Here is a 25,847-nt window from a genome sequence, read left to right on the forward strand (position 1 = left end):
CCGCATTTCGCTGCGACAATGGACGGCGTGCGTGAGGGGCCGATCGAGCGCGGCACGGGCCTTGGGGTCTTCCGCCGGTACACCTGGTGGAGCCTGACCGGGACCGTCACCCTCTTTCTGCTGCTCTTCGGCAAGGACTGGATCGCCGACCCCGCCCTCCCGCCGTGGGGCAAGGCCCTCGCCGCCGTGGCGCTGGCCGCCATGGTGACGGCGGCCGGGGCGCTGCTGCATGTGCGGCTGCCCCGGGCCGGTGACGGGCGGGCGGTACACCCGCCGCTCGCCTGGCTGATCGCCGGGAGCCTGGCCGCCGCGGTGCTCGCGGCGATCCCACTGGCCCTGGGCGACCACCGGCTGTGGCCGCTCGCGCCCGCGCTGATGATCTCGATCACCGCCATGTTCGTGCCGCCGCCGCGCAGGCGGACACTGATCGCCGCCGCCGTCGTGGCCGCGGCGGCGCTGGGCGGGGTGAGCGGCCTGGCCTCCGCCGACGGGTGGCGGTTCGGGGCGGCGTTCTCCGCCGGGCTGGTCGCCTTCACCGCCTGGACGACGCTCGGCATGCTGTGGGCCTGGGACGTCGCCGAGCGGCTGGACCACGCGCGCGACCTGGCCGCCGAACTGGCCGTCAAGGACGAGCGGCTGCGCTTCGCCGCCGACCTGCACGACATTCAGGGACACCACCTGCAGGTGATCGCACTGAAGAGCGAACTTGCGGCCCGGCTCGTGGATCGCGACCCGGCGCGGGCCGCCGCCGAGATGATGGAGGTGCGCCGGTTGTCCGCCGAGGCACTGGACGACACCCGGGCCGTGGTACAGGGCTACCGCCGCACGACGCTGGAGGCGGAGATCGCCAACGCGGCGAAGGTACTGGCCGCGGCCGAGATCGACACCCGGATGGAACACCTGCCTGACACTGGCTCGGCCGAGCTGCCCGAGCCCGCCCGGCACCTGCTCGGCCTGGTGATGCGCGAGGCGACGACCAACGTCCTGCGCCACAGCCGCGCCCGGCACGCCGAGGTCACCTACCACCTCACCGAGGGCACCGCGCACCTCCGCATGACCAACGACGGCGCCACCGGCCTGGCGGAGGGCTCGGGGGCGGGGACCGGGCTGGCCGGGCTGGGGGAGCGGCTGGAGGCCGTCGGGGGGACGCTGGTCTGGGAGCGGGACGGTGATCGGTTCGAGGTGGCGGCCTCGTTGCCGGTGGGGGCGAGCCGATGATCAGGCTGCTGATCGCCGATGACGAGGACCTGCTGCGCGGGGCGCTGGCCGCGCTGCTGGGGCTGGAGGACGACCTGACCGTCGTCGCCGAGGCGGCCACCTCCACCGACGCGGTACGGCTGGCCCGCGAGCACACCCCGGACATCGCCGTACTGGACCTGGAGATGCCCCCGGCCGACGGCCTGCGCGCCGCCGAGGAGATCCGCGCCGAGCTGGACATCCCCATCATTCTGATCACCCGGCACGCCCGGCCCGGGGTGCTGCGCCGGGCGCTTTCCGCGGGTGTGCGGGGCTTCGTGCCCAAGACCACCCCCGCCGCCAAGCTGGCCGAGATCATCCGCGACGTCGCCGCCGGGCGGCGCTACATCGACGCCGACATCGCCGCCTCCGCCCTGTCGGAGGGCGAGTGCCCGCTCAGCGAACGCGAGCTTGAGGTGCTGCGCGCCGCACGCACCGGCGCGTCGATCAACGAGATCGCCGCGCAGGTCCACCTGGCCCCCGGCACGGTCCGCAACTACCTGTCGGCGGCGATGTCCAAACTGGGCGTCGCCTCCCGGCACGCCGCCGCCCACCTGGCCTGGGAAGAGGGCTGGATCTAACCCCCGCCGCGCCCCCATCGGGTTGCCCGATTGCCCTGCGCCGCCATCCGGCCACGGTGCCGGCCTGGACACTCTGCACGCGGGCTACCTCGCGCTGGTCACCGGGGCGGGCGGGGCTGGGGCGATCAATGTTCGCGCCATCGTCGCCTTTCCACCGCGTGGCGCGACGCCGAGCGTTCACCGCGGCGTGGAGATCCTCTGTGGAGCCCACAGGGGAGGCAGTATGTCCAACGATCATGCTCGCCGTCGCTTTCTCGCCACCGGTGGGGCCGCCACCGTCCTGACCGCGGGCCATCTGCTGTTCGGGCCCGTGCTGACCGGCCCGGACGGCGCGGCGGCCGCGGTCCGGGCGTACGGCGGCGGCCCGCTGCCGCGCGGCCTGTTCACCCTCGGAGTCGCCTCCGGCGACCCGCTGCCCGGCGGATTCGTGCTGTGGACGCGCCTTGCCCCGCGCCCGCTGGACGGCGGCGGCATGCCCGGCCGCCCGGTGCCGGTGCGGTGGCAGGTCGCCGAGGACGAGCGGTTCCGGAAGGTCCGTGCCGAGGGCGTGGCACTCGCCCGGCCCGAGCACGGGCACGCCGTCCACGCCGAGATCGGCGGCCTGCGGCCGGACCGCGAGTACTTCTACCGCTTCCGGGCCGGTGAGGAGGTCTCGCCGGTCGGCCGCAGCCGTACCGCCCCGCGCCCCGGCCAGGCCAACGAGCACCTGCGCTTCGCCTTCGCCAGTTGCCAGAACTGGCAGGACGGCCACTTCACCGCCTACCACCACCTGGCCCAGGAGGACCTGGCGTTCGTCGCCTTCCTCGGCGACTACATCTACGAGACGGTCCCCCGGACCACGACCGTCCGCACCCACGAGGGCGACGACGAGCCGTACACCGTCGCCGACTACCGCAACCGGCACGCGCAGTACAAGACCGACCCCGAACTCCAGGCCGCGCACGCCGCGTTCCCCTGGATCGCGACCTGGGACGACCACGAGGTGGACAACAACTGGGCCGACGAGATCCCCCAGGACCCCGCCCAGCAGCCGCATGACGCCTTCCTGGCCCGCCGGGCCGCCGCCTTCCAGGCGTACTACGAGCACCTGCCGCTGCGCAGGTCCGCCCGCCCGCGCGGCATCGACCTGCGGCTGCACCGCAGGTTCGGCTTCGGCCGGCTCGCCACCCTGCACGTCCTCGACACCCGGCAGTACCGCAGCGTCCAGCCCGCCACCCTGGCCGAGGCCGAGGACCCCGCCCGCACGATGACCGGCCCCGAGCAGGAGAAGTGGCTGGTCAACGGCATGTCCAAGGCGGACACCCACTGGAACCTGCTGGCCAACCAGGTGATGTGGGCCTCCAACGACCGGATGGCCGGGCCGCGGCAGGTCTTCGACTTCGACAACTGGGACGGCTACCGGGCCCAGCGCCGCCGCCTGCTCGACTTCTTCGGCTCCGGCCGCACGTCCAACCCGGTGGTGCTCACCGGCGACCGGCACGCCACCTGGGTGTGCGACCTGAAGCCGGACTTCGACGACCCGGCATCCCCGGTGGTGGGCGCGGAGATCACCGGTACCTCGATCAGCTCCGGCGGCGACGCAGACCCCGCCGCCTTCCACCGCGCCTTCGATCCGATCATGGCGGAGAGCCCGCACTGGAAGTACATCGGCAACCGCCGCGGCTACATCGTCTGCGACGTGACCCCCGCCGGCCTGCTGGCCTCCCTCCAGGTCGTCAGCACGGTCTGGCGCCCGGACGGCACCACGATGGTCACCGCCGCACGCTTCCAGGTCGAGGCAGGCCGCCCGGGCATCAGCGTGGTCGACCAACTGCCGAGGGAGGAGGAGGACCGCACGATCGACCGCTCCCCACGCCACCACGACGTGGACGACGACCAGTTCTGACCCCCTCGCGTTCCACCGCTCGCTGCCGCGCGGGGGGCGGGGCATCGGCGGATTCGAGCGGCGATGTCGCCGGCGTACTCCACCAGGTGACGGCGGGAGCCGGGCTCGCCGAAGCGGTCGCCGTCCCGGCCGGGGCGGACTTCATCGCGGTCCTGATCATGGTGGGCGACGCCGAGCGGTAGACCGTACCGGTGATGCTCAGCCCGGTGCCGGCCGACCGGTTCGGCGCCATCGTGGTGGGCGCGCCGCAGGCGGGCGTGGTGATCGCGATGATCCCCTGCATGGCGGTCTTCCTGGTCCTGCAGCGGTACCACGTGGCCGATGTGACCTTGGGCTCGGTCAAGGGCTGAGCCGGCCCATGGCCGTGCGCGGCCGCCGGTTTTCTTATGGATGTCGCGACAATCCGTACCCCACGCGGAATTCGCGAAAGACTTGTGTCATGACGGTGAAGGACCGGCCGGTCCCGTGCGCTCGGACGTTCCCGGCTCATCGCGCCCGGGCGCCGATCCCCTCCGGCCGGTGCCCGTCCCCCCGCCGGGAAGCAGACCGGCCAGGCTGAGGCGGATCGTCTGACAGGTACGAAAGCTTGGGGGCGGAGATGGGCTGGACCAGCGGTGACGGCGTCCACGAAGGGTGGGCCGCCGCGCAGTTCCCCGGAGGCTGGTTCTCGGTCGGCTCGGGCGGTGACGGTACCTCGGTCGGTGCGATGGTGCGGCGGTTCGCACCGCAGCGACCGCTGGGCGGCCAGCGCGCGGGCGAGCCGGAGATCCGCGACGGGCGTGAGGCGCTCGGCTGGCGCGGGCTTTGCGAATGCGGCTGGCGCGGGCCGCTGTGGGTGCGGGTGTCCTGGCCGGAACAGGCCGACCCGGACGCCTACCGGGTGCACGTCCCGGACGCCGACCGGTACGGCACCGCGCCACCCGAGGTCAACGAGGAGATCGAGGAGGAGTGGCGGGCGCACGCCGAACCGGCCGACGCGCTGGACGAGGTCGCCCGCACCGCGGCCGCCGCCGCGGTGGCCGACCGGCGGCTGACCAGGGCGGTCCGGACGGCCCTGGGCTGCGGCGCGTCCTGGGCCGAGGTCGCCGCCGCGGCCGGGGTGACCTTCCAGGCCGCCTACGAGCGCTGGGCCCCCTTCTTCCCGGCCGCCGGCGGCTGACCGGTCGGCGCCGTCAGATGCCGAGGATCGCGGCGCGTTCGCGGCTGATGATGGACTGGACGTCGAGGTCATAGTTGCAGAGGATGATCCCCAGCCAGCCGCGGTCGCGATAGATCGTCCAGTTGGTGTTCCCGCCGCCGATGCCGCCGCCGTGCCCGGCCAGGAACCGGCCGTCGATCAGGCTCGCCACCACCCCGTACACCGAGAACCCCTGCCCCGGCCGCTCCCCGCCGCCGGGCGGGACGGTGGGGTACTTCGGGCTGAGGAACAGCTCGGTCATCCCGGGGTCGAGCAGCCTGCCGCCCAGCAGCGCCCGCGCGAAGGCGGCCAGGTCCGGGGCCGAGGAGAAGCCGCCGCCACCGCCCGAGCCGATCCACGCCCGCGCCGCGTTGGTGCCCTTGCCCCCGTTGAGCACCGCGCCCTTGTCCAGGTTGCGGACGGCGTCCACCCGGGTGCCGTCCTCCTGCCACATGTAGGGGTGCGCGATCCGCTCGTCGTTCAGCCAGTCGGGGCGGGTGTAGTACGCCGAGTCGGTCATCCCCGCGCGCCGGAAGACGTTGCCGGCGACGTACTCGTGGAAGGACTCGCCGCTCACCTTCTCGACGATCTCCCCGAGGATGGACATCCCGACGCTGCTGTAGGCGTGGTCGCCGCCGGGCGTGAACATCGGCTTGGCCGCCCGGTGGACCATCTCGCGCAGCGCCCTTTCCTCCTGCACGCTGTTGGTGATCCGGTTGGGCAGGGGCACGTCGCTCTCCAGGCCGGAGGTGTGGGTGAGCAGGTGGTGGATCATGACGTGCCTGGCCGTCTCGGCCGGATAGCCGTCGAGGTGGTCGCCGATCCTGTCGGTGACCTTGAGCCTTTTGGCCTGGACGAGTTGCAGGATGGACAGGGCGGTGAAGGGCTTGGACGCCGACGCGAGGTTGAAGACGGTGCCCGCCCGGTTGGGGATCCCGCGCTCCTTGTCGGCCATGCCGTACGACCTGGACAGCACCGTACGGTCGTGGTGCTTGATCAGCACCGTGCCGGAGAAGCCGTCCTGGTCGGCGAGCTTCTTGAGGAACCGGTCGTAGGCCCCGCCAGGGCGTACGTCCCCGGGGGCGTACGCGGCCTCCTCGGCGGCGGCCGGTTCCGCGAACGCCGCCGCGCCGCCCGCGGTGAGCGGAACCGCGCCCAGCAGGCCGAGCGCGACCCGGCGGGAAGGATGAGCCTCTGCTGAAGTCATGCGGATGCCTTTCCGAAAGCCGATGGGCGAAGGGGGCCACGGCCCCGCGACCACCCATCGAACCGCCCGGCGTGTTTCCCCGCTGTTTGCCCGGCGGCGGGGACTCGGGTCAGGGCTCGTCCCGGGCGAAGTCGGGCGGCTCGTCGGACAGCAGCTGCTCGGCGGCGCCCTCCAGAAGCTCGGCGGTCTCGATCGAGCGGGGGAGCATGGCCTGTTCGTAGTCGCGTACGGCGTCGGCGACGGTGGCCGAACGGGCCAGCGCGAGGGCGAGTTCGGCGGCGTCCAGCATGGCGAGGTTGACGCCGACGCCGAGCGGGGGCATCAGGTGGGCGGCGTCGCCGAGCAGGGTGACGGCCGGGTCGTGCGCCCAGGTGTGCGGGACGGGCAGGGCGAAGATCGGGCGATCGACGTAGGGGCCGTCGTTGTCGCTGATCAGTCGGCGCAGCGGCGGCGACCAGCCGGCGTACTCAGTGAGGAGCCGGGCGCGGATGGCGTCGGTGTCGCCGACGGTCAGGCCGGACCGCTCGATCCAGTCGGCCGGGACGCGCCGGATGATGTAGACGCGGACACGGTCACCGCCGTTGCGCTGGGCGAACAGGCCGCGTTCGCCGTCGGCCGCGGCGGCGCCGCCCTGGCCGACCAGCTCGGCGATCTCGGGGTGCCGGGCCTGGACGTCGGAGAACCACGCCTCCAGGAAGCTCACCCCGCTGTAGAGCGGGACGGCGGGCGAGACGGCCGCGCGGACCCGGGAGAAGGCGCCGTCGGCGCCGATGACCAGGTCGGTCTCGACGGTCGTGCCGTCGGCGAAGTGCAGCAGGCGCGGCCCGCCTGCGGGCCCGCTGATCGAGGTGAGGGCGCGGCCCCACCGCACGGTGCCCGGCCGCAGCGAACCCAGCAGCAGGTCCCGCAGGTCACCGCGGTCGATCTCCGGCTTGAACAGCTCGCCGTCCTCGGGGGTGTGGTGGAAGACGATCTCACCGGCGGTGTTGAGCTGGCGCATCTCCTGGCCCTCGGGGCGGGCCAGGGCGAAGAACTCCTCCAGGAGTCCGGCCTCGCGCAGCGCGATCTGGCCGTTGCCGGCGTGCAGGTCCAGGGTGCCGCCCTGGTCGCGGGCGTGCGGGCCGCTGTCGCGGTCGTAGACGGCGGGCGTCAGGCCGTGCCGCTGCAGGATGCGCGCGCAGGTCAGGCCGCCGGGTCCGGCGCCGATGACGCTGATGCGGGCCTGGGCGGGTGTGGGAGAGGTCATGGCTCAGCACACTAAGTAGAAAAGTGAAATGAGTCAACTAAGCAACTGATTACACAAGCGCCATGATGTAACCATCGGATATGCTCAACCCATGACCGTGCCGTCCACCGGCCGCCGCGAACGCAAGAAGGCGGCCACCCGCCAGGCGATCGCCGACGCCGCCCTGGAGCTGTTCCTCGCCCGCGGCTATGACCAGGTGAGCATCCGCGACATCGCCGACGCGGCCGATGTGTCCACCACCACGGTGTTCAAGCACTTCACCGGCAAGGAGGCCCTGGTCTTCGACGCGGACGAGGGCCAGGAGGCCGCGCTGGTCGCCGCGGTCCGGCAGCGGCCCGCGGGCCAGAGCATCCCCGAGGCGCTGCGCCGGCACGTCCTGGACACCTCGCCGCTGATCGAGACGCACCCGCAGTGGGCCGGGTTCACCCGCCTGGTGGACTCCACCCCGGAACTGCGCGCCTACGCCGAACGCATGTGGACCCGGCACACCGCCGCCCTCGCGGCGGCCATCGCCGACGAACTCGGCGTCGGCCACGACGACCTCGCCTGCACCGCGCTCGCCAGATACGTCCTGGAGATCCCGGCCCTCGCCCGGGGTCGCGACGACGCCCGCGCCGCCATCGAGACCGTCTTCGACATCCTCGTCCACGGCTGGCGGCCGCCCGCCTGACGGCGGGCATGCGGCGAGGTCGTAGATCTCCGTACTCCGCGCGATGGCTCCATCAAGAAGCTCATTTCGCGAGGACTATCATCCAGGCATGACTGTCAAGACCCAAGGCGCTGAGAACACCTCAGCCGGGCACCGGTGTGGACCTGGCGATCGCGCAGGGCGCCGAGAGGATCGACGCGGTGTGCTCCGTCACGCGGCGGTTCTCCCGTACGGGCGGAACGCCGGGCCGGCCGGTTCCGCGACCGGGTCATGACGGGTTCCGATCGCCCGCGACGCTGGCCGGCGTACGTGGTGGCGCTGATGATGCTCGGTTATGCCGCGGGGAAGGCCGTCTTGGCCATGCAGGCCCGGCTCGGGTTCCCAGGTGGTCCGCCGGTGTCGGCCGCCGAGACCGAGGGCTACTTCCTCGACCCGGCCCTGGCGCAGTGGTCCGCCGCCGCGACGGGCGTGCTGGGCGCGTGCATCGCCCTCGCCACGGTCACCGCGGTGGGCCGCAGGGTGCCCAGAGTGCTGATGTCGCTCATGCTGGCCGTGCTGCTGCTGGCCATTCTCGGCGGCGGCGGCATCATGGTCCTGGACGGGTTCATCGGCATCGGTGTGGGCTGGCAGTGGTACCACGGCGTCGTCGGCCTCATCGCCATCGTGCTGGCCGCGGAGATGTTCCGGTCCTATGTGGTGAGGTCGAGACGTGCCGCGTCCTGACCGGACGCGGCTGGGCGCGTACGGGGCGGCGGCGCTCTGCGTGGCCTACGGATCGATGAAGCTGGCGCAGGCGCTGGGGGCCACCGCGCTCGCCGACAAGGACCCGCTGCCCCCCGAAGCGCGCGCCCGCCTGCTCGCGCGCGACCCGATGTTCGTGGCGAGCCACTGGGCACTGGCCGGCGCCGCGGTGGCCGGGGTCATCGTCGCGCTGCTCGCCCTCCGGCCCTGGAGCGGAAGCGTTCCGCGACGCCTGCTGATGGGGATCTGCTGGACGGTGGGGATCTTCATGATCGCCCGATCGGTGGGAGTCCTGGGGTTCGGCGTCATCGGCGACGCGACGCTGCTGACCGGGCTGCGCCCCCCGCCCCCCGAGCACGCGGCTCTGGCCCGTGAGCTGGCGTGGTGGGACCTGCTGCTGTGGTCGCCGTTCTTCCTGCTCTGGGGCACCTGCTGGACCGTGACCGGATGGCGTCTCCGCAGGACCTGACCGCTCCTCACCCCGGCCCGGTGGGCGCAGGGCGATCACGTCCGCATCCGGACCTCGCCCTGACGCCTCCGAAGGACCGCTTGTACCGGTCAGAGGGCCCGACCGGCACGGCGGGTGCCGTTCACAGCGTCTTGAGCGCGGCCTCGATCTCGTCCACCGCGCCGAGCGCGAAGGTGTAGGAGGCGATGATGTAGTGCTTCATCGGGAACGCGCGGCCCGCCTTCACCGCGGGCACGTCCTTCCACAGCTCGTTCTTCAGCAGCTCCTGGGTGGGCGGCGTGGCCGCGCCCTCGAACTGGCCCGCGTAGAGCACCACCGTGCAGTCGTTGAGGACATCGAGTTCTTCGTAGCTCTTCTCGACGAAGCCGGACTCGTCGGCGGGAATGCCCGCGCCGATCTTCAGGCCGAGGTCGCGCATCACCGTCAGGAGCGGTGAGCCCAGGTAGACCTTGCCGCCCTGCCCGCCGCTGAGCGAGACCCAGGTCGAGTTCTCGATCTGCTCGCGGTAGGTGGCCGACACCTCCGCGAGCCGCGCCTGGTATCTCTGCTTCGCCGCGGTGAGCCGGTCCTCCCGGTTCACCGCCTTGGCGATCTTGGCGATCTGCTGGTGCCAGAGCGCGCCGCTGTCGGCCCAGTTGAAGAACGCCACCGGGGCGATGGTGGCGAGCGGCGTCGTCTTGTCCTTGTAGAACTGGTCCAGGATCAGGTCGGGCTTGAGGGCGGCGATGGCCTGGGCGTTGGGCGCCCCGGGAGCGCCGATGGTCTTGACGTCCTTGAGCTTCTCGTACGCGGCGGCGGGCATCAGCGTCTTCTGGGCCGTGCCGTCCGGCACCCCCACGGGGACCAATCCGAGGTCGAGCAGCATCAGGGCTTCGTAGTTTACGGTCGCGATCACTCGCTCGGGATGCTCGGGAACGGTGATCGTGCCGTTGTCGGTGGCGATCTGGCGGCCCCCGGCGGCACCGGTCCCAGCGGTCCCACTGGCTCTACCGGCCTCGGCGGCACCCCCTGTCCCGCTCACGCCGCACGCGGTCAGTCCGAGGGTGGCCGCCGCGGCGGCGACCCCGCCGAGGAAGCCTCTGCGGCCGATGGTGGCCGGCATGGCGTCCGGATGTGGCATGTCCCGTCTCCTCCATAGGGGTCGGGTACGTGGCGCACCCGCAACGATGGTTAGGCTTGCCTAACTTATAGCCCCCATGCGGACCGCCTGCCGATCGGGGCCCTGGAAGCGAGGAGATCACGAGATGAGCGGGCCAATCGCCGGACGCGCCCCCCGCGGCCGCAACCCGGGACGGCTACATGTCACCACGGTGCGCGCGGTGCGCCACCTCACCCCCCGGATGGTCCGCATCACCTTCGCCGAGCCCGGCCTCGGCGGGTTGCTCAGCAACGGCACCGACCAGCACGTCGCGCTGTACTTCTACGAGCCGGACGTCACCCTGCCGCGCCCCTTCACCACCGAGGCCGCCCGTGATCTGCTTCCGGTCGCCCGGCCGCGGCTTCGCCGCTACACCATCCGCCACCATCGCCCCGAGCTGGGCGAGGTCGACATGGACTTCGTCCTGCACGGCGGCGACCAGCTCGCCTCCGGCTGGGCGGCGCGGGCCCGCCCCGGCGACGAGGCCATCTGGTTCGGGCCCAGCCCGGCGTACCCGCTCGATCCCGAGGTGTCCTGGAGCGTGCTGCTCGGCGACGAGACGGCGATACCGGCCATCGCGGTCATGCTGGAGGAACTGCCCGCCGGGCACCCGGTGACCGTACTGCTCGAAGTCGCCGACCCCGGCGAGGAACTTCCCCTCCCCACAGCCGCCGACGCCCGGGTGACGTGGCTGCACCGCCGGCGCCGGCCCGCCGGGCGGCTGCTGGCCGAGCGCGCCATGGAGCTGCCGCTGCCACCGGGGCGCGGGCGGATCTGGGGCGGCGCGGAGCGCGAGGTCATCCGCGGACTGCGGCGTCACTTCATCGAGGGGCGGGGGGTGGACCGCGCCGACACCCGCCTCACGGCCTACTGGACGAAGGGCGTGACCCAGGACAGCGAGGTCTGACCCCCACTCCCCCCTCACCCGAAAGGGACGCATGCGCACCACCCGCCGGCCCGTACAGCCCGCGAACCCGCCCCGCACGGCCGACGGCCTTCGTCTCCTCGCCGGTTCGGTACGCCACCGGGCCGGACCGCTCGTCCTCGCCCTCATCAGCGGCCTGGCCTACCAGGTCGCGCTGATCGCGATGCCATGGTTCATCGAGAACGCCGTGGACCAGGGCATCGTGAACGGCGGGCACGACGCCCTGTGGGGCTGGGCCGCGGCGGTCGTGGCCGCCGGTGTCCTCGCCGCGCTGGCGGAGATGGCGCTCGGCTGGTTCTCCACCGTCTCGGGCACCTTGGAGGGGAACCGCCTCTACCTCGCGCTCGCGGACCGCGTGGCCGCGCTCGACGGCCGGGTCCTGGACCGCTTCGGGGAGGGCGACCTCAGCATGCGCGGCACCCGTGACGTGGATCTGGTGCGCACCTGGCTGATGGGGTTCCCGTCCCTGGTCACCGGGGTCGCCGGATTCGTGCTGATGGTCGCCGCGATCGTGCGGCTGGACCCGCTGCTCGCGCTGGTCTGCCTGCTGTGCCTGCCGTTCCTGGTGTTCATCAACACCTACTGGTACCCCAGGCGGTTCGGCGCCGCGAGCGCGGCGTTGTCCGCCGCCCACGGCGGCCGCGCCGACGCGGTCGGGGAACTGCTCTCGGCCAGCGTGGCGGTGCGCGGACTCGGCGGCGAGGCCGCCCTGGTCCGTCGGCACGACGCCCGGAGCGCGGAGGTCACCGCGCACACCCTCACCACGGCGCGGATCTCCGCGAACTGGGCGGCCCTGTCCCCGTTCGTCCCCGCCCTCGCCGTCGGCGCGGGACTCGCCTTCGGCGGGCTCGCGGTGCTTCGCGGCACGATGTCCGTGGGCGGAATCGTCGCCTTCACCGGCTGGATGGGCATGCTCGTGATGTGGGTCGGCGTGCTCACCATGCGCCTCGGGCAGTTGAGCCAGGCCACCACCGCCGCCCGCAGGCTCCAGGAACTGCTGCTGCCCGCGCCCGGCGAACGGGCCCCGGGCCGGACGGCCGAACTCCCCGGGAGCGGCGTCCTGTCCGCCGAAGGCGTCGGTGTCCTCGCCGGGGGACGTACCGTGCTCCCGCCGACCGACCTCACGGTCCGCCCTGGCGAGCTCGTCGCCGTCACCGGGCCCATGGCCTCCGGGAAGACCACCCTTCTGCGCGTACTCGGGCACCTGACCCATCCGCAGCGCGGCACGGTCCGTTTCGGCGGCGTCCCGCTCGACGACGCGGACCCCGCCCAGGTGCATCGGCGCATCGGCTTCGTCCCGCAGCGCCCGGTCACCCTCAGCGGCACCATCGCCGACAACCTGCGGCTCGGCGCGGACCACACGGACGACGACCTGCACGCGGCGCTGCACGTCGCCGCGCTGGACGACCACATCCGCTCGCTCCCCGGCGGGCTGGGCACGGAGGTCGGCGAAGGCGGCACGACCCTGTCCGGCGGCCAGCTCCAGCGGCTCGCCCTGGCCCGGGCGCTGCTGCGCAGGCCCGCCGTCCTGCTCCTCGACGACGTGACGTCCGCCGTCGACACCACGACCGAACGGCTCATCGTCGAGCGCCTGCGCGCCTGGGCGGGCACGACCGCCGTGGTCTGCGCCACCCACCGGCCCGCCCTCCTGGAGGCCGCCGACCGAACACTGACATTGCCGGACTCGGCGGTGCCGGTCGGCGAGGAGGCACAGGTGGTGTCCGGTGACTGAGCACCAGCGGCTGTCGCCGTCCCCCGACCAGCGCCGCGTCCTGCGCCGCGCCTGGCCGCACACCCGCGGGCACCGCGGCCGGATCGCGGTCGCGCTGGCCGTCAGCGCCGCCGCCACCCTGACCACCGTCGCGGTGCCCGCCGTCGTCGGCGCCGGAGTGGACCGGCTGCTCGAACGCGACGAGGGCGGGCTGCTGGCCGCCGCGGGCGGCCTGGTGGCGCTCGCGCTGCTGCGGCTGGTGCTGTTCCGGCAGTCGGAGATCCTGCTGACCGCCACCGGTGAACGGGTCGTGCGCCACCTGCGCGACCTCGCCGTCCGGGGCCTGTCCCGGGCGCCGCTGCGGTTCCTGGAGGCGCACCCGGCGGGCGACCTGCTGCGGCGTACCACGACCGAGATCGCCGACCTGGCCTCCTTCGTACGCGGCCAGCTGCCCGACGTGCTGAACGTGGCCGGCTACCTGGTCTTCACCTTCGTGCTGCTGCTCAGCCGGTCCTGGCAGCTCACCCTGATGCTGCTGGTGGTCTACGTGCCGGCGATCCTGTGGGTCGTGAGCCGGTTCAAGAAGGCCGGGCCACCGGCGTTCGCCGCGGAGGCGGCCGCCGCGGGTCAGGTCGCGGCCGGTTACCACGAGCTGGTCCGGGCCGGTGAACTGCTGCGCACCGGGGGCGGGACGGAGTTCTGGCGGCGGCGGTTCCTGCGGCAGAGCGAGGAGCGCTATCGTGCGGCGCGGCGCACGCAGCGCGGCCTGTTCATCATCAGCCTGTCCCGGGTGGTGCAGGGGATCACGACGGCCGCGCTCCTCGGCCTCGGGGGCCTGCTCGCGTCCGGCCGCGTGGTCAGCGTCGGCGTCGTGGTGCTGTTCATCCTGGCGACGCGCCAGCTCTTCGACTCGGCGACGCAGGCGTCCAACCTGGTGGGCCAGGTACAGCAGACCCTGACGGGCCTGGCCCGGCTCCTCGACCTGCTGGCCGCCACCGGCACGGACCCTCGCCCGAGCGGCGGGGCGGCGCGTACGGCGGAGCGCGGCACGCTGGAGGCGCACGACGTGCACTACGCGTACGTGGACGGCGTGGAGGTGCTCCATGGCGTCTCGCTGCGGGTGACGGCCGGGGAGCGCGTCGGGCTGGTGGGCCCGACCGGCGCGGGGAAGACCACCCTCGCCAAACTCCTCGCCGGTCTCTACATCCCGGACCGCGGCCATGTCCGCTACGACGGCATCGACCTGCGTGAACTGGACCCCCTTGAGCTGCGCCGCCGCGTCGTGCTGGTGCCGCAGCGGGTCCACATGATCACCGGCACTCTCCTGGACAACCTCGGCCTCGTCCCCGGCGACCCCGATGACCGGGCGATCCGCCGCGCCGTGGACGACCTCGGCCTGACCGGCTGGGTGGACGGGCTCACCGGCGGGCTCGGCACCGAAGTCGGCCGTGACCGGGCCCGCCTGTCGGCGGGCGAACTCCAGCTCGTCGGCCTCGTCCGCGCCGCGCTGCTCGACCCCGCCGTGCTCGTGCTGGACGAGGCCACCGCCGACCTCGACCCCGACACCGCGCACCGGCTCGAAACCGCGCTGGACCGCCTGCACGCGGACCGCACCCTGATCGTCATCGCGCACCGGGAATCGACGATCCGGCGGCTGCCCAGGGTCGTACGGCTCGACGACGGCGTCTCCACCGCCCGGCCCGCCGAACCTCAGCGGCGCCTGCGGAACAACATCCAGGCCAGGTAGCCGCCGCCGAGCACCGCCGTCGTCACCCCCACGGGAAGCTGCGCGTCGCGCTGGTTCTCCGCCACCAGACCCAGCCAGGAGAAGACGTTCATGGCCTGGTTGGACACGACGTGGGCCGCCAGGAGCAAGGCGGCCCCCATCGCGCCCGCCGCCGTCACGCCCACGCCGGGGCCACGGGTGAGCATCAGGGCGAGCTGGGGCGCGACGAGCGCGACGAAGGGGATCGGCCCGGCGCTGGCCACCGCGACCCCGGCCAGGGCCACGCCCAGCAGGATCAGCGCCACCCGGGCCCGGTCCACCTCGACGCCGAGCGCCCTGGCCGCGTCGTCGCCCATCTCCAGCATGCGCAGCTGACGTCCCAGCAGGACGGCGATCGGGAACAGCACGGCGAGGAACACCGCGATGGTCTGCACCGAGCCCCAGGTGCGGCCGTGCAGGGTGCCGATCAGCCAGATGTGCGCGTCCTGTGAGAGGTGCAGGCGGGATCGGGTGAGCAGGTAGGAGTTGACCGAACCGAGCATCGCGGTGACGCCCAGGCCGATCAGCACCAGCCGGACCCCGTGCGGGCCGCCCTTGCTGGACAGCGCGAACACCACCGTGGCCGTCACCAGCCCGCCCCCGATGGCGCCGGCCGCGGTCAGCGTCGCGCCGCCGCCGAGGACGATCGCCGCGATCGCGCCGGTCGCGGCGCCGCTGTTGAACCCGATGACGTCCGGGCTGGCCAGCGGGTTCCTGGACACGCTTTGGAAGATGCAGCCGCTGATGCCCAGCGCGCACCCGACGAGCATCGCCAGTACGGCCTGCGGCAGCCGTTCCTGGTTCACGAAGTGGACGGCGAGCCGGTCGCCGGTGCCGTAGAACAGGGCGCGCGCGACATCCGCGGGGCTGACGGCGTACGCGCCCGTGCACAGGCTCACCACCACCAGCAGCAGGATCACCGTCAGCGCCGCCGCGCACACCGCGATGGCGCGGCGGTGAACCCGGAGCGACAGCCCCGCCCAGCGCAGCGTCCCGGGGGCGGCGGGACGGGTCGTCCGGGAGGCCGTCACAGCGCCACGTCCTTGCGCCGGCGCACCATGGCGATGAAGAACGGCGCGCCGATCACCGCCGTCACGGCTCCGACCTCCAGTTCGCCCTGCGGAAGCACCACGCGGCCGACGGTGTCCGCGGCGAGCATCAGGATCGGGGCCAGGAGCATGCAGTACGGCAGTGCCCAGCGCAGGTCGGGCCCGGCCAGCCAGCGCGATATCAGCGGCACCACGAGCCCGACGAAGCCGATCGGGCCCGCCGCCGCGGTGGCGGCCCCGCACAACAGGGTGACCACCGCGACCGTCCACGCGCGGGTGCGGACGACGTGTACGCCGAGCCCCCGGCCCATCTCCTCGCCGAGGGCCAGGGAGTTGAGGGGCCGGGCGAGCAGCAGGGCCCCGAGGAGCCCGGCGACCACGAACGGCACCAGTTCCAGGACGAGTTCGGGGCGGCGGCCCGCCAGCGAGCCGACCATCCAGAACCGCAGGTACTCGTAGGTCGCGGCGTCGAACACCGTGAGCCCGGCGATGACGCCGCCCAGGCCCGCGCTGACGGCGGCCCCGGCGAGCGCGAGGCGTACCGGCGTGGGCCCGGCCCGGCCGGACGCCCCGAGCACATAGACCACGATCCCGGCGACGGCGGCGCCGAGAAAGGAGAACCAGACCAGCGACAGGAAGTCGCCGAGCCCGATGACGCCGATGGCGAAGACCACGGCGGCCGAGGCGCCCGCGTTCACCCCCAGGATCCCGGGGTCGGCCAGCGGGTTGCGGGTGAGGGTCTGCATGAGGGCGCCCGCGACGCCGAGCCCCGCGCCCACCAGCAGGCCCACCAGCGTGCGCGGGAGCCGCAACTGGCGGACGACGTTCGCGGCGTGCGAGCCGTCATCGCGCCACAGCGCGTGCCAGACCTGTGCCAGGGAGGTGTCCTTGGTACCGATCCAGACGCTCAGCAGGACCAGCCCGCACAGGACGCCCCCGGCCGCGAGCAGCCCGCCGCCGCGCAGCAGCGCGCGCACGGCGGGCCGGCCCGCTTCCGGGACGACGCGAGCGGGGGCACGTCCGGTCGTGTGCATGAGGACCCTTCACTCGGCCTACGTTAGGTAAAGCTAACCTTATTTACCTTCGCCGAGTGATCCGGTGCCGCCCCGCCCGCAGGCCGTCGGGTCAGTCGTCCGCCATGGCCGGCCGTACCGGTGCGGGGGCCGCCTGACCGGCGCGCCGGAAGCACCAGAGACGGCGGCCGAGTGCCACCGCCCCGAGCACGCAGGAGGTGAGGCAGAGCAGCGCCAGCAGCGGCAGCAGCCAGGCGGTCACGATCCAGTACTGGAGGTCGAACGCCCCCCAGATGGGCGTCGGCAGCACCGCGCCCACCACGATCACCAGGGCGAGCGGCGCGAGCCGCAGGACCAGCATCGGCCGGCGCGCCGCACGGCGTCGCGCGGCCCAGCGGCGCGCCCGGACGATCGCGGTGACCAGCAGGGCGGTCATCACCACCGTGAGCCCGAGCAGGATCGCGTTCACCATGGTCAGCGGATTGGTCATCGGCGTCGCCGGGGCCTTGATCCGTTCGGCGAGCAGATTGGCCGAGAGCAGGCCGGGATCGCCGACGCTGTTGGTGAGGACGAGGGCGGCCACACCGGTCGCGGGGGAGAAGAGCATGTCCCCCGTCCACGTCGCCAGCGTTCCGCCGTGGCCGATCACCGACGGCTCGGCGCCCGCCGCGATGGGGCGGGCCCGCCAGCCGAGGGCGTAACCACCGGCCTTCGGCTGGGCGGTGTGCAACTCGGCCAGGGAGTCCGCGCTCAGCAGGCCGCTACCGAGCCCTCCCTGGTTGAAGCGCACCCACCGGACCATGTCGTCCAGAGTCGAGATCACCCCGCCGTTGCCGACGCACATCCCCGGCATCTCCGGTGCCGCGACGGCGACCCCGAGAACGACCTCGTACCCGGCCGGCAGGCCCTCGGCGCCATCGGAACACCCCAGCGTCGAATCGGTGCCGGTCATGCCGAGCGGCGTGAACAACTCGGCGCGGAGGAAGGCGCCGAAGGGCTTCCCCGACACCACCTCGACGATCCTCGCCGCGATCGAGTAGTTGGTGTTGTGGTACTCCGAGCGGGTGCCCGGATCGGCGGCCAGGGTCTTGTCGGCCAGCCTGGCCACGATCTCGCGCGCGCTTCGCGGCGGGGGGAACACGTACTCGTTGTTCGTGTCGTTCGACAGCCCCGAGGTGTGGCTGAGGAGCTGCCGCACGGTGATCCGGGTGAAGCGGGGATCGGCCATCCTGAAGTCGGGCAGGACCTTGACCACCGGGTCGTCCAGGGAGACACGGCCACGGTCGGCCAGCAGCATGATCGCCGTCGCCGTCATCGACTTGCTCATCGACCCGATCCGGAACCGCGTCCGGGCCGTCACCGCGTTGCCGTCCCCGTCCCGGCCGCGGGTGATCGTCTCGACCGCCGACCCGTCGATCACGGCCGCGGCGACGCCCGGCGTACCGTACACGGAGCGGTAGTCGTCGACCAGCCGTCCGCCGGTGGCATGGGCCGGTGCCGCCCAGCCGAGCAGCACGGCGGCGAGCACGCCGCCGAGGACGATGACGGCGGTCACATAGGGAAAGTGGAGACGTGGGAAGTACACGGCGTCGAACCTAGGCCGGGCGTCACCGGCGGGCATCACCCCGAGGGGTGAGCCGGGACCACCCCGCGGGGTGGAATCCTCACCCGGGCAGGTCGCCGCGATCGACGAGCCCGTTCTCGTACGCGTGGATCACCGCGTGCACGCGGTCGCGCAGGTCCAGCTTCTGCAGGACGGCTCGGACGTGCGACTTCACCGTGTTCTCGCTCAGCACCAGCTCCGCGCAGATCTCGCCGTTGGACCTGCCGCGGGCGATCAGGCCGAAGATCTCGACCTCGCGCGGGGTGAGGCCGTCCAGGGCCGCCGTCCGCCGCACCGGCACCTGCCGCACGAGACCGAGGACCGTCGCGGCCACCCCCGGGGCCAGCGCCGACGTCCCGGAGGCGACGTCGCACACGGCCTGGGCCAGGGCGGCGGGCCGGACGTCCTTGGTCAGGTAGCCGCTCGCACCGGCCCGGATGGCGGCCACGACCAGCTCGTCGTCATCGAACGTCGTCAGCATGAGCACCCGCGTCGCCGGGGCGATCCTGACGATCTCCGCGGTGGCGGCGACCCCGTCCATGCGCGGCATGCGGATGTCCATCAGCACCACGTCGAGGCGGTGCCGCCGGACCACCTCGATCGCGTCGCCGCCGTTCGCGACGTCGTGGGTGACCTCGATGCGCTCGTCGGCCGACAGCACCGTACGCAGCGAGGCCCGCAGCAACTCCTGATCGTCGACGAGCATGACACGGATCCCGGTCACGCGCCCTCCTTCGTGGGCAGCCGCACCCGCAGCGCCCACCCGTCGTCCCCGTCGTCGATCGACAGGGTGCCACCGGCGGTGCGCACGCGCTCCTCGATCCCCAGCAGACCGGTCCCCTGGCCCCCGGCGCGCCGGGGCGCCCTGCCGCCGTCGTCGCGTACCTCCACCGCCACCGCGGCCGGGCTCCACCGCAGGCGGACGGTCACCTCGACCGGTGGTTCGAGGTGGCGCAGCGCGTTGGTGATGCCCTCCTGCACGGTACGGACCACCGCGACCTCGGCGCTCAGGCTCAGTGGCCGCCGCTCACCCAGCTCCGCGAACGTCACCGCATGGAGCGGGCTCACCGCCGAGGCCACGAGGTCGGGGAGGGCGTCGAGCGAGATCGGGACCTCCCCGGGCCGGGCGTCGGCGCGCGGCGCCACCGAGGCCAGCATCGCCCGCAGACCCTGGTGGGCGTCCCGCCCGGCCTCGGCGATGCCGCCGAGCTCGCGGCGGGTCGCCGGATCCGTCGTCGTCACCGCCGCGGCCTCGATCCGCGCGACCATGACGGTGACCGTGTGGGCGATCACATCGTGCAGGTCGCGGCGGATCCCGGCCCGTTCGTCCGCGACCGCCGCGGCCAGCCGTTCGCCCTCGGCCCGCCGGGCCGCCTCGTGCCTGCGGCGTACCAGCAGGGCCGTGAGCCACACCCCGCCGACCACGGACATCAGCAGCCCGCCCTCGACCAGCCGGGCCCACCCCGGGACGTCAGGGGGCAGCCGGGCCCACGCCACCAGCTCGGTGATGACGATCCCGACCGCGGCGACCGCCAGCGCGACCACCGAGGACCTCACCGAGGCCCGGGTGCTCAGCCGCCACAACGCCAGGGGGAAGCACACGGCCGAGGGCAGCATGTTCGGGGACCAGCCCACGAAGGGCATCGTCACCAGGACGAGCATCGCCAGCGCGCCGATCCCGTATCCCGCCCACGGCCGCCGGTGAGCCACCACCGCTCCCACATGCAGCAGGACGACGGCACCCGCCGCGGTGAACATCTGCCCCACGTCCGCGCCGAGCTGCCAGGCGCTCGCCAGCGTGAGCGCCGTCAGCAGGGCCATGACCACGTGCGCCACCACCGCCATCACCGGCCACGCGCTCCGGCGCTGGGGGCTGTCACGGTCGTCACCTCCGGACGGGCTCGCGGCGGTGAGCCGTGCCCGGCTCGACGTGCCACAGGATAGCCAGCGGCGCCAGCCGCCGGGCACGTCCGGGCGGTCGGACGTTCGGGCCCCAGATGTGCGACCGATTCAGTCAGAAGGTGCATGCTCAGGCACGCGAGGACGTCGAGCTTGCGGGCATGGCCGGAGCGACCTGCCGCGGCACCCGCTACCTCAGCATCGGGGTCCGCAGGCGTGTCACCTGTGGAGATGGTGGTGGGCGATACTGGGATTGAACCAGTGGCCTCTACCGTGTCAAGGTAGCGCTCTCCCACTGAGCTAATCGCCCCGGATGTCGATCGGAGGTGGAGACGGGATTTGAACCCGTGTACGCGGCTTTGCAGGCCGCTGCCTCGCCTCTCGGCCACTCCACCGGGCACGGCCCTGTCCGAGCGGACGACGGGATTCGAACCCGCGACCCTCACCTTGGCAAGGTGATGCTCTACCAGCTGAGCCACGTCCGCGTGTGCGCTTCGCCGGGCCGGGGGCCCGGGGCGGTGCCACGGCATGAACTCTAGCGAATCGCGGGCGAGTCCCCAAACCGGCGGCGGCCGGCTGGGCGGCGATGAGGATCCGCGATAACGGCAGGGTGGGTCTGGAAACGTTGTTGTAAGGGGCTAACATGCCATACGCAGGTTACGCGGCGTTCGATGCGAAAGAGTGACTCCCTATGCGTGACAACGAGGTCGTCGAGATCGGGCCAGGCCCGCTGGATCCGGCCGACGTGGTGGCGGTGGCGCGGCGTGGCGCGGCCGTACATCTGACCGACGACGCCGTGGCGGCGATGGCCGCCGCCCGCTCGCGTGTGGAGGAACTGGCCGAAGGCGCCGTCCCCGCGTACGGCGTGTCCACCGGATTCGGCGCGCTCGCCAACCGGCACATCGCCCCCGAACTGCGGGCCAAGCTGCAGCGTTCGCTGATCCGCTCGCACGCCGCCGGATCGGGCCCGGCCGTGGAGACCGAGGTCGTGCGGGCCATGATGCTGCTGCGGCTCAGCACCCTTGCCACCGGGCACACCGGCGTGCGGCCCAGCACCGCCAAGACCCTCGCCGGGATGCTCAACGCGGGCATCACGCCCGTCGTCCACGAGTACGGCAGCCTGGGCTGCTCGGGCGACCTCGCGCCGCTCTCGCACGTCGCGCTGGCGATGATGGGGGAGGGGCCGGTCGTCGACGCGTCCGGCCGTACGGTGCCCGCCGCCGAGGCCCTGAAGCAGGCCGGGATCGAGCCGGTCGAGCCCACGGCCAAGGAGGGCCTGGCGCTGGTCAACGGCACCGACGGCATGCTCGGCATGCTGGTGCTCGCGCTCGCCGACCTGTCGATGCTGCTCACCACCGCCGACATCGCCGCCGCGATGAGCGTGGAGGCGCTGCTCGGCACCGACTACGTCTTCGCCGCCGACCTTCAGGACCTGCGGCCGCACCCCGGGCAGGCGGCCAGCGCCGCCAACCTGCGGGCGATGCTCGCCGGTTCCGGGATCATGGCGGGGCACCGCGACGGCTCGTGCACGCGCGTCCAGGACGCCTACTCGCTGCGCTGCGCCCCGCAGGTGGCCGGCGCCGCGCGCGACACCCTCGGCTATGCCGCGACCGTGGCCAGCCGCGAGCTGGCCTCCGCCATCGACAACCCGGTGGTGCTGGACGACGGGCGGGTGGAGTCCAACGGCAACTTCCACGGCGCGCCCGTCGCCTATGTGCTGGACTTCCTGGCCATCCCGGTGGCCGACGTCGCCTCGATGTCCGAGCGGCGCACCGACCGGTTCCTGGACGTGGCCAGGAACCACGGCCTGCCCGCCTTCCTGGCCGACGATCCCGGCGTCGACTCCGGCCACATGATCGCCCAGTACACCCAGGCGGCGGTCGTCTCGGAGCTGAAGCGGCTGGCCGTACCGGCCAGCGTGGACTCCATCCCCAGTTCGGCCATGCAGGAGGACCACGTGTCCATGGGCTGGTCGGCCGCGCGCAAGCTGCGCCGGGCGGTGGACGGCCTGACCCGCGTGCTCGCCGTGGAGATCCTCACCGCCGCCCGCGGCATCGACCTGCGTGCCCCGGCCACGCCCGCCCCGGCGACCGGCGCGGTCGTCGCGGCGCTGCGCCAGGAGGTGGCCGGGCCCGGCCCGGACCGGTTCCTGGCCCCGGAGATCGAGGCGGTGGTACGCCTGGTCGCCGACCGCACCCTGGTGGCCGCGGCCGAGTCCGTCACCGGGCCGCTCAACTAGGAGCCGGTACAGCGCGACATGCCGGGGTGGCGGGACAATTACCTGGTGGATGGTTCTTTCGCCCACATAGGCGGACTTATCGCGACGCGGCTGCGCGACGTCACCACCGACCTGTCCGCGCTGGACGGCGCCGGCTGGTGGGCCGTCGTGGTCACCTACGAGGGCAAGGTCACCTGCGCCCGGTTCGACGACGTACGGCCCGCCCCGCCGGCGCCCCGCCTGGTCGCCGGGCGCGAGCCCTGGCGGGGCCCCGATCCCGGCGCGTGGCGCGGTTCCCTCGACCAGGCGGCCTACGAGGCCGGGGTACAGAGGATCCGCGCCTACATCGAGCGGGGCGAGGTCTACCAGGCCAACCTGTGCCGGGTGCTGTCCGCCCCGCTGCCCCGCGCCGGGCGCGACCCGCTCGCGCTGGCCGTACGGCTGGCCGCGGGCAACCCGGCCGCGTACGCCGCCACCATCGCGCTGCGCGGCCTGACCGTCGTCTCGGCCTCGCCCGAGCTGTACCTGTCGCGGGACGGCGACCTGATCGAGTCCCACCCGATCAAGGGCACCGCCCGGACCCCCGAGGGCCTGCTTGACAAGGACCGCGCGGAGAACGTGATGATCGTCGACCTGGTCCGCAACGACCTCGGGCAGGTGGCCGAGGTCGGGTCGGTCGAGGTGCCGGACCTGTGCCGGGTGGAGGCGTACCCCGGGCTGGTCCACATGGTCTCCACGGTCCGCGCCCGGCTCGCCCCCGGGCAGGGCTGGCCCGAACTGTTCGCGGCGACCTTCCCGCCGGGCTCGGTGACCGGCGCGCCCAAGTCGTCCGCGCTGCGCATCATCAACGAACTGGAACCAGAGCCCCGCGGGCCGTACTGCGGCGCGGTCGGATGGGTGGACGCCGACCGGCGGACGGCGGCGCTGGCCGTGGGCATCCGCACCTTCTGGTTCGAGGACGACCAGATCCGCTTCGGCACCGGAGCCGGAATCACCTGGGGCTCTGATCCCCGGGGAGAATGGCGGGAGACCGAGCTGAAGGCGTCCAGGCTGATCACCCTGGCGTCGTACAGGGAAACCGGAGGCGTTACATGACGACACCCGTATGGGTCAACGGCGAGCTGCTGGATCCGGCGCGGGCCACGATCTCGGTCTTCGACCACGGGCTGATGGTCGGCGACGGCGTGTTCGAGACCATCAAGAGCGTGTACGGACGGCCGTTCGCGCTCACCCGGCACCTCGACCGGCTCGCCCTGTCCGCGCGCCGCCTGGGCATCCCCGAGCCCGACACCGCCGCCGTCGCCGACGGCGTGCGCGCCTGCCTGACGGGTGCCGCCGCGGACTGGCCGCTGGCCCGCATCCGCATCACCCACACCAGCGGCAACGGCCCGCTCGGCTCCGACCGCGGCGACGACGGCACGAACACCATGGTGATCGTCGCCGAGCAGCGCGCCTTCCCGGCCACCGCCGATGTCACCGTGGTCCCCTGGCCGCGCAACGAGCGCGGCGCGCTGACCGGCGTGAAGTCCACCTCCTATGGAGACAACGCCAAGGCGCTGGCGTACGCGAAGGAGCGCGGCGGCGGCGAGGCGATCTTCGGCAACCTCGCCGGTCATCTGTGCGAGGGGACCGGCAGCAACGTGTTCGTCGTGACCGGCGGGCGGCTGGTCACTCCGACGCTGGAGTCCGGCTGCCTGGCCGGGGTGACCCGCGCCCTGGTCCTCGCATGGTTCGGCGGAGAGGAGGAGGACGTGCCGCTGGCGGCGCTCGCCGAGGCCGAGGAGGCGTTCCTGACCTCGACGACGCGTGACGTCCAGCCGATCCGCCTGGTGGACGGCGTCGCCCTGCCCGCCGCCCCCGGGCCGGTCACCACCAAGGTGATGGAGGTCTTCGCCGAGCGCTCCGCGGCCGACGTGGACCCGTGATCACTTCCGGTACGACCGCTGCGTCTGCACGTTGAAGTCCTCCATCCGCACCTGCCCGGCCGGATCGGTCAGCGGATCGTCGATGGCGATGACGTCGAGCCCGTGCGTGATGTCACTGGAGTAGATGTAGCCGTTGTAGTAGTACGCCGACCACGACCCGCCGAAGGAGTCGCCCTCCTTCAGCGGGCCGCGCTCGAAGAAGCCGATCTCCTTGGGCTTGGCGGAGTCGGTGAAGTCCCAGATCGACACCCCGCCCTGGTACCACGCCTGGACCATGATGTCCTTGCCCTCGACCGGGATCAGCGAGGCGTTGTGCGCGACGCAGTTCTCGCCCTTCGCCTGCTCGCGCGGCATCTTGAAGTAGGAGCGCAGGGTCAGCTTGTCGCCCTTGAGGTCGTAGATCGCGTTGCCGCCCTTGGTGACCGGGGTGGCTTTGTCGCAGGTGGCGGTGCCGCCGCCGCCCAGCTCGTCGGTGAACACGATCTTGGAGGCGTCGTCGCTGAAGGTCGCCGAGTGCCAGAGGGAGAAGTTCTCCTCGTCCCTGATCTGCCGGAGCACCTTGGGCCGTACCGGGTCGGAGATGTCCAGCAGTACGCCGTCGCCGAAGCAGGCCGCGGCGGCCAGGTCCTTCTCCGGGTAGGCGGTGATGTCGTGGCAGCCGCCGGCGACCGTCTCGTCGCGCTTGTGACCCTTCTCGAAGACCATGGGCTCGGCGACGACCTTCGCGGACGTCGGCGCGGCCACCGGCACCTCCACGATCGAGATCGTCTCGTGCGGCGGCGCGCAGCTCTTGGAGTCGGGGATCGGGCCGGGCGAGGACACGTACAGGTAGACGGTCTTCCCGTCGTCGGACGGGATCGTGGTGTGCGTGTGCGAGCCGCAGGCGGTGGCGACCGAGGAGACGTACCGGGGCTTGGCCCGGTCCTTGATGTCGAAGATCCGGACGCCCTCCCAGCCCTCGTCCGGCTGGCCGGGGGCCTCCTCACTGGCACAGGACTCGTCGGAGCGGGGCTCGTCGATCGACAGGAAGAGCAGGTCGCCGCTGACCGAGATGTCGTTCTGCCCGCCCGGGCACACGACCTGGCTCACGGTGACGGGCTTGGCCGGGTCGCGGATGTCGTAGATCGTGAAGCCCTCGTAGTTGCCGACGAACACATGGTCGCCCTGGAAGGCCAGGTCGGTGCCCCAGGACTCCTCGCCGTCGAACGGCTTGGCCGGTGGGACGTTCGTCACCAGCTTGACGTTCTTGCTGGTCCGCACCTCGCCCACGGCGAGCGCGCCGGGCGCGCCCTGCGACCGGGCGGGGGTGGGCTTCGCCGCCGGTCCTGGAGCGGCCGTGCAGCCCGCCAGTACCAGCAGTGCCGTCATCGCCGCGGCCGTCCAGCCGGCCGATCGCGCAGTGATCACAGT

Annotated in this window: 23 protein-coding genes and 3 tRNA genes; 14 read left to right on the forward strand and 12 right to left on the reverse strand. The window is 72.8% G+C overall.

The features are described from left to right. Window positions 1-27: 27 nt before the first annotated feature. The 5 genes from DP939_RS14380 (at window position 28) to DP939_RS14395 (ending at window position 4,861) form a co-directional block, all read left to right on the forward strand. Window positions 28-1,218: a sensor histidine kinase gene (locus DP939_RS14380; RefSeq protein ID WP_113981512.1), complete on the forward strand. Its 1,191-nt coding sequence runs from the start codon at window positions 28-30 to the stop codon at window positions 1,216-1,218. Next, on the forward strand, window positions 1,215-1,817 hold the full coding sequence (locus DP939_RS14385) for a response regulator transcription factor (protein ID WP_113981201.1): 603 nt from the start codon (window positions 1,215-1,217) through the stop codon (window positions 1,815-1,817). The genes DP939_RS14380 and DP939_RS14385 overlap by 4 nt, the downstream gene beginning before the upstream one ends. Before the next feature lie 223 nt (window positions 1,818-2,040). Next, window positions 2,041-3,702, forward strand: a complete 1,662-nt coding sequence (locus DP939_RS14390) for an alkaline phosphatase D family protein (protein ID WP_113981202.1) — start codon at window positions 2,041-2,043, stop codon at window positions 3,700-3,702. 194 nt (window positions 3,703-3,896) lie between these two features. Then, window positions 3,897-4,052 (forward strand): hypothetical protein, encoded by a 156-nt coding sequence (locus tag DP939_RS46185; RefSeq protein WP_158578572.1) that lies wholly within the window; start codon window positions 3,897-3,899, stop codon window positions 4,050-4,052. Window positions 4,053-4,300: 248 nt separating this feature from the next. Beyond that, window positions 4,301-4,861, forward strand: coding sequence for a hypothetical protein (locus DP939_RS14395; RefSeq protein ID WP_113981203.1), 561 nt, complete (start codon window positions 4,301-4,303; stop codon window positions 4,859-4,861). Between the two features lie 13 nt (window positions 4,862-4,874). On the opposite strand, the gene DP939_RS14400 is transcribed toward DP939_RS14395, so the two are convergent. Together DP939_RS14400 and DP939_RS14405 are read right to left on the reverse strand one after the other, a co-directional pair. Continuing rightward, window positions 4,875-6,086, reverse strand: coding sequence for a serine hydrolase domain-containing protein (locus tag DP939_RS14400; protein WP_113981204.1), 1,212 nt, complete (start codon window positions 6,084-6,086; stop codon window positions 4,875-4,877). Between the two features lie 109 nt (window positions 6,087-6,195). Then, the gene (locus DP939_RS14405) at window positions 6,196-7,332 is read right to left on the reverse strand and encodes an FAD-dependent oxidoreductase (protein WP_113981205.1); all 1,137 of its coding nucleotides are present in this window, start codon (window positions 7,330-7,332) and stop codon (window positions 6,196-6,198) included. Window positions 7,333-7,423: 91 nt separating this feature from the next. Between DP939_RS14405 and DP939_RS14410 the strand changes: the two genes are divergently transcribed. The 3 genes from DP939_RS14410 to DP939_RS14420 all read left to right on the forward strand — a co-directional run bounded on the left by DP939_RS14410 (window position 7,424) and on the right by DP939_RS14420 (window position 9,191). After that, on the forward strand, window positions 7,424-8,002 hold the full coding sequence (locus DP939_RS14410; protein WP_113981206.1) for a TetR/AcrR family transcriptional regulator: 579 nt from the start codon (window positions 7,424-7,426) through the stop codon (window positions 8,000-8,002). A gap of 249 nt (window positions 8,003-8,251) precedes the next feature. Beyond that, window positions 8,252-8,704, forward strand: coding sequence for a hypothetical protein (locus DP939_RS14415; protein WP_113981207.1), 453 nt, complete (start codon window positions 8,252-8,254; stop codon window positions 8,702-8,704). Beyond that, window positions 8,691-9,191 carry a DUF3995 domain-containing protein gene (locus DP939_RS14420; RefSeq protein ID WP_113981208.1) on the forward strand — a complete coding sequence of 167 codons (501 nt, stop codon included), beginning with the start codon at window positions 8,691-8,693 and terminating at the stop codon, window positions 9,189-9,191. Before DP939_RS14415 ends, DP939_RS14420 begins: the two co-directional genes overlap by 14 nt. Window positions 9,192-9,312: 121 nt before the next feature. On the opposite strand, the gene DP939_RS14425 is transcribed toward DP939_RS14420, so the two are convergent. After that, window positions 9,313-10,311 (reverse strand): ABC transporter substrate-binding protein, encoded by a 999-nt coding sequence (locus DP939_RS14425; protein ID WP_199565168.1) that lies wholly within the window; start codon window positions 10,309-10,311, stop codon window positions 9,313-9,315. A 124-nt stretch (window positions 10,312-10,435) separates the two neighbouring features. Here DP939_RS14425 and DP939_RS14430 point away from each other — a divergent pair, with 124 nt between their 5' ends. Genes DP939_RS14430 through DP939_RS14440 form a run of 3 tightly spaced genes read left to right on the forward strand, consistent with a single transcriptional unit; the run spans window position 10,436 to window position 14,712 of the window. Further along, window positions 10,436-11,236, forward strand: a complete 801-nt coding sequence (locus DP939_RS14430) for a siderophore-interacting protein (protein WP_113981209.1) — start codon at window positions 10,436-10,438, stop codon at window positions 11,234-11,236. 31 nt (window positions 11,237-11,267) lie between these two features. After that, window positions 11,268-12,986 carry an ABC transporter ATP-binding protein gene (locus DP939_RS14435; protein ID WP_113981210.1) on the forward strand — a complete coding sequence of 573 codons (1,719 nt, stop codon included), beginning with the start codon at window positions 11,268-11,270 and terminating at the stop codon, window positions 12,984-12,986. Then, window positions 12,979-14,712 carry an ABC transporter ATP-binding protein gene (locus tag DP939_RS14440; RefSeq protein ID WP_113981211.1) on the forward strand — a complete coding sequence of 578 codons (1,734 nt, stop codon included), beginning with the start codon at window positions 12,979-12,981 and terminating at the stop codon, window positions 14,710-14,712. Before DP939_RS14435 ends, DP939_RS14440 begins: the two co-directional genes overlap by 8 nt. Here DP939_RS14440 and DP939_RS14445 read toward each other — a convergent pair. From DP939_RS14445 to DP939_RS14480, 8 genes are all read right to left on the reverse strand, one after another. Beyond that, complete coding sequence (locus DP939_RS14445) at window positions 14,676-15,761, reverse strand: FecCD family ABC transporter permease (RefSeq protein WP_113981212.1); 1,086 nt, start codon at window positions 15,759-15,761, stop codon at window positions 14,676-14,678. The two genes, DP939_RS14440 and DP939_RS14445, sit on opposite strands and share 37 nt — an antisense overlap. After that, a complete protein-coding gene (locus DP939_RS14450) occupies window positions 15,758-16,813 on the reverse strand; it encodes a FecCD family ABC transporter permease (protein WP_113981213.1) in 1,056 nt (351 codons plus the stop codon). Before DP939_RS14450 ends, DP939_RS14445 begins: the two co-directional genes overlap by 4 nt. A gap of 91 nt (window positions 16,814-16,904) precedes the next feature. Further along, window positions 16,905-18,347: a serine hydrolase domain-containing protein gene (locus tag DP939_RS14455; protein WP_225878251.1), complete on the reverse strand. Its 1,443-nt coding sequence runs from the start codon at window positions 18,345-18,347 to the stop codon at window positions 16,905-16,907. Window positions 18,348-18,456: 109 nt separating this feature from the next. Beyond that, window positions 18,457-19,119, reverse strand: a complete 663-nt coding sequence (locus DP939_RS14460; RefSeq protein WP_225878252.1) for a response regulator — start codon at window positions 19,117-19,119, stop codon at window positions 18,457-18,459. Further along, window positions 19,116-20,240, reverse strand: a complete 1,125-nt coding sequence (locus tag DP939_RS14465) for a sensor histidine kinase (RefSeq protein ID WP_113981215.1) — start codon at window positions 20,238-20,240, stop codon at window positions 19,116-19,118. Before DP939_RS14465 ends, DP939_RS14460 begins: the two co-directional genes overlap by 4 nt. Before the next feature lie 289 nt (window positions 20,241-20,529). Continuing rightward, window positions 20,530-20,604, reverse strand: a tRNA-Val gene (locus DP939_RS14470). Between the two features lie 14 nt (window positions 20,605-20,618). Next, window positions 20,619-20,689: transfer RNA gene (locus tag DP939_RS14475), tRNA-Cys, on the reverse strand. A gap of 17 nt (window positions 20,690-20,706) precedes the next feature. After that, window positions 20,707-20,779 (reverse strand) — tRNA-Gly (locus DP939_RS14480). A gap of 206 nt (window positions 20,780-20,985) precedes the next feature. On the opposite strand from DP939_RS14480, the gene hutH reads away from it, so the two are divergent. From hutH to DP939_RS14495, 3 genes are read left to right on the forward strand one after another with little or no spacing between them, the layout of a single operon-like run. Next, window positions 20,986-22,533 (forward strand): histidine ammonia-lyase, encoded by a 1,548-nt coding sequence (gene hutH, locus DP939_RS14485; RefSeq protein WP_113981216.1) that lies wholly within the window; start codon window positions 20,986-20,988, stop codon window positions 22,531-22,533. A gap of 45 nt (window positions 22,534-22,578) precedes the next feature. Continuing rightward, window positions 22,579-23,607 (forward strand): chorismate-binding protein, encoded by a 1,029-nt coding sequence (locus DP939_RS14490; RefSeq protein ID WP_225878253.1) that lies wholly within the window; start codon window positions 22,579-22,581, stop codon window positions 23,605-23,607. Further along, window positions 23,604-24,437 (forward strand): aminotransferase class IV, encoded by an 834-nt coding sequence (locus tag DP939_RS14495; RefSeq protein WP_113981218.1) that lies wholly within the window; start codon window positions 23,604-23,606, stop codon window positions 24,435-24,437. Before DP939_RS14490 ends, DP939_RS14495 begins: the two co-directional genes overlap by 4 nt. Here DP939_RS14495 and DP939_RS14500 read toward each other — a convergent pair whose 3' ends face one another. Next, window positions 24,438-25,844, reverse strand: a complete 1,407-nt coding sequence (locus DP939_RS14500; protein ID WP_199565169.1) for an LVIVD repeat-containing protein — start codon at window positions 25,842-25,844, stop codon at window positions 24,438-24,440. Window positions 25,845-25,847: the final 3 nt, after the last annotated feature.

Source organism: Spongiactinospora rosea, assembly GCF_003315795.1.
GTDB lineage: Bacteria > Actinomycetota > Actinomycetes > Streptosporangiales > Streptosporangiaceae > Spongiactinospora > Spongiactinospora rosea.

Excerpts from the sequence above, each read along its gene's own strand:
- DP939_RS14385 (WP_113981201.1), top strand. The coding sequence starts at position 1,215 with ATGATCAGGCTGCTGATCGCCGATGACGAGGACCTGCTGCGCGGGGCG.
- DP939_RS14390 (WP_113981202.1), top strand. The coding sequence starts at position 2,041 with ATGTCCAACGATCATGCTCGCCGTCGCTTTCTCGCCACCGGTGGGGCC.
- DP939_RS46185 (WP_158578572.1), top strand. The coding sequence starts at position 3,897 with ATGCTCAGCCCGGTGCCGGCCGACCGGTTCGGCGCCATCGTGGTGGGC.
- DP939_RS14395 (WP_113981203.1), top strand. The coding sequence starts at position 4,301 with ATGGGCTGGACCAGCGGTGACGGCGTCCACGAAGGGTGGGCCGCCGCG.
- DP939_RS14400 (WP_113981204.1), bottom strand. The coding sequence starts at position 6,086 with ATGACTTCAGCAGAGGCTCATCCTTCCCGCCGGGTCGCGCTCGGCCTG.
- DP939_RS14405 (WP_113981205.1), bottom strand. The coding sequence starts at position 7,332 with ATGACCTCTCCCACACCCGCCCAGGCCCGCATCAGCGTCATCGGCGCC.
- DP939_RS14410 (WP_113981206.1), top strand. The coding sequence starts at position 7,424 with ATGACCGTGCCGTCCACCGGCCGCCGCGAACGCAAGAAGGCGGCCACC.
- DP939_RS14415 (WP_113981207.1), top strand. The coding sequence starts at position 8,252 with ATGACGGGTTCCGATCGCCCGCGACGCTGGCCGGCGTACGTGGTGGCG.
- DP939_RS14425 (WP_199565168.1), bottom strand. The coding sequence starts at position 10,311 with ATGCCACATCCGGACGCCATGCCGGCCACCATCGGCCGCAGAGGCTTC.
- DP939_RS14430 (WP_113981209.1), top strand. The coding sequence starts at position 10,436 with ATGAGCGGGCCAATCGCCGGACGCGCCCCCCGCGGCCGCAACCCGGGA.
- DP939_RS14435 (WP_113981210.1), top strand. The coding sequence starts at position 11,268 with ATGCGCACCACCCGCCGGCCCGTACAGCCCGCGAACCCGCCCCGCACG.
- DP939_RS14450 (WP_113981213.1), bottom strand. The coding sequence starts at position 16,813 with ATGCACACGACCGGACGTGCCCCCGCTCGCGTCGTCCCGGAAGCGGGC.
- DP939_RS14465 (WP_113981215.1), bottom strand. The coding sequence starts at position 20,240 with ATGGCGGTGGTGGCGCACGTGGTCATGGCCCTGCTGACGGCGCTCACG.
- hutH (WP_113981216.1), top strand. The coding sequence starts at position 20,986 with ATGCGTGACAACGAGGTCGTCGAGATCGGGCCAGGCCCGCTGGATCCG.
- DP939_RS14495 (WP_113981218.1), top strand. The coding sequence starts at position 23,604 with ATGACGACACCCGTATGGGTCAACGGCGAGCTGCTGGATCCGGCGCGG.